Origin of the sequence: Megasphaera sp. AM44-1BH, assembly GCF_003467125.1 — a bacterium.
Classification (GTDB): domain Bacteria; phylum Bacillota; class Negativicutes; order Veillonellales; family Megasphaeraceae; genus Megasphaera.
In genome coordinates this window covers 1-1782 of sequence record NZ_QSFA01000051.1, presented here as the reverse complement: position 1 = coordinate 1782, position 1782 = coordinate 1, and the positions used below count along the sequence as shown (strand labels likewise).

Annotated in this window: 2 protein-coding genes; both read right to left on the bottom strand. The window is 47.6% G+C overall.

Translation table 11 applies throughout. The annotated features are described in order from the left end of the window. Window positions 1-854, bottom strand: an 854-nt coding sequence (locus DW949_RS13520) for an MFS transporter (RefSeq protein ID WP_118023688.1), incomplete at its 3' end; no start/stop codon positions are given. A gap of 403 nt (window positions 855-1257) precedes the next feature. Beyond that, a partial coding sequence (locus DW949_RS13515; RefSeq protein ID WP_118023687.1) for an MFS transporter occupies window positions 1258-1782 on the bottom strand: 525 nt, incomplete at its 5' end.

The window sequence follows — 1782 nt, the reverse complement described above, 5'->3', positions numbered from 1 at the left end:
CCGATTTCTGTCGTGCTCATGTTGGACCACTGTTTGAGCATCTGCGGGATCCACATGTTGATACCATATGTGCCTTCGCAGACTACCAGGAAGTATGCTACACCCAGGAACAGTACGGACGGATGTGTGAGGGCTTTCATGATAGAATAATCTTCATTGGCCCCTTTGATGGCTGCTGCTTCCGTTGCCATTTCATTCGTCAGCCATTCCCGTTCTTCATTCGTCAGCCACGTTGCGTCTGCCGGTTTGTCCGTCAGATAGTACAGCGTTACGATGCCAAAGAGGACCGTAGGAATCCCTTCGACGAAGAACAGCCAGCGCCAGCCCGAATATCCCATAGCACCATCGAGTGCGCTGATCAGATACCCGGAAATGATAGAACCGAGAATCAATGCACAGGGCTGGGCCATGTTGAACCGGGACAGAGCCTTTGCACGATATTTGTTCGGGAACCATTCGCCGATGAAATAAATAACGCCTGGATAGAAACCGGCTTCCGATGCGCCGAGCAGGAAACGCATGACGAGGAAGCTCGTCGTACCGTTGATCATGCACATGAGTGTTGCTACAGCACCCCAGGTTACCATGATACGGGCAATCCACCGGCGGGCACCAAATTTAGCCAGACACAGGTTGGACGGAACTTCGAAAATAAAATAACCGATAAAGAACAGACCTGCACCAAAACCGAACGTCGAAGCCGTCAATCCCAGTTCCGGAGACATCTGGATGCCTGCGAACCCTAAGTTCGTACGGTCGATATAGCAAAGTAAAAACATAAAGAGCAGATACGGTAATAATCTGCGGGAACACTTATCCATACAGGATTTTTCCACAGCCGCTGAATAAGCCAAAATAGCCACCTCCACTAAATTCTTTACATCTTATATTGAGCCCGTCTGCCGACGGGTCCGATTACACGCTGCAGTACAAAACAAAGACTGGTGATTTTCAACCGATGCATTAAAAATCTTGCTTTGAACTATCTCTTTCCTCCTTTTCATGAATCAGCTCTGTTATAAACCGCCCGTGTTATCAACTTTTATCAAGGATAAATTATTTTATCCGGAAAACGAATATGTTCTATCTGCAATTAGAATATCACAAATGCTATGCTGTTGGTTTGTAATATTTTGACATCCATATTTGTATTATTGCCTTCATCCTTGGATTGTGATAAAAATAACAAAAGTCCCTGCCTTCCCTATCTGGAAAGCAAGGACTTTTTGTTGTATACCACAGATTACAGACTGCGAATCAGTCTAATTTGCTTGCGTCTTCATGAGCTTTATCAAAGTTTACTTTACCCTGATACCGGTTGTTCATGTAGAAGCACATGATACCACCGATGAATACGGAGACGCCCAGGAGTAACAGGCCATAACGGAAATCGCCCGTCGCATCCTTTACCATGCCGACAGCCGTCGGTCCGAAGAAACCGCCCAGGTTACCGATGGAGTTGATAACAGCGATACCCGTTGCAGCTGCTGTACCTGTGAGGAACTGGGCAGGAATCGTCCAGAACAGCGGTGTGCAGGCAAAGATGCCGGCTGCGCCGATGCACAGGCAGATCATAGTTGCTACCGTGCTTTCAACAAACATAGCGGCAACCAGGGAAATCGATGCCATCAGTACAGCTACGTTCAGATGCCATTTGCTTTCCTGATGTTTCTGCGAGCTCCAGCCAAAGATGTATACCGAAATCAGTGCGCACAGGAACGGCAGGGCTCCGATGAAGCCGATTTCTGTCGTGCTCATGTTGGACCACTGTTTGAGCATCTG